The organism is Vogesella mureinivorans, from assembly GCF_007644035.1.
GTDB classification, from domain to species: domain Bacteria; phylum Pseudomonadota; class Gammaproteobacteria; order Burkholderiales; family Chromobacteriaceae; genus Vogesella; species Vogesella mureinivorans.
In genome coordinates this window covers 1-502 of record NZ_VMTV02000781.1, presented here as the reverse complement: position 1 = coordinate 502, position 502 = coordinate 1, and the positions used below count along the sequence as shown (strand labels likewise).

The window sequence follows — 502 nt, the reverse complement described above, 5'->3', positions numbered from 1 at the left end:
CAGAATAAAGCAGCAGATTGCTCAGGGACAGATGAATAAACTTGCAGAAATTACAGTGAAAAACCTAGACCATCTAGGCTTAGTAGCAGGTCTAGTAGATGAAATAGGAATCGTTGAAAAAATCAATCAGTTAGTCGGTGAACAACCAGGAGAAATAGTCAGCCCAGGACAGGCAGTGAAAGCAATGATTATCAACGGCTTGGGTCTAGTTTCTGCCCCATTATATTTGTTTTCTAAGTTTTTTGAAGGTCAAGCAACGGAACATTTAATTGGCGAAGGCATTCAACCAGAACATCTGAATGATGACCGTTTAGGCAGAGTATTAGATAAATTATATTTGGCAGGAGTCAGCCAAGTATTTACAATTATTGCCCTAGCTGCTGCCCAAAAATTTGAACTTGAATTAGATACGGTTCACCTAGATTCAAGTTCTTTCCACCTACATGGAGAGTATGAGTTTGACTATCCATCAGTTTCTTTTTCCGATGAAAAAATCTGGGAA

General features: G+C 38.8%; 1 protein-coding gene. It reads left to right on the top strand.

All coding sequences use genetic code 11. The features are described from left to right. Positions 1-31: 31 nt before the first annotated feature. Positions 32-502 (top strand): IS1634 family transposase (locus FLQ44_RS25675; RefSeq protein WP_147695492.1); only part of this gene is annotated, 471 nt, incomplete at its 3' end.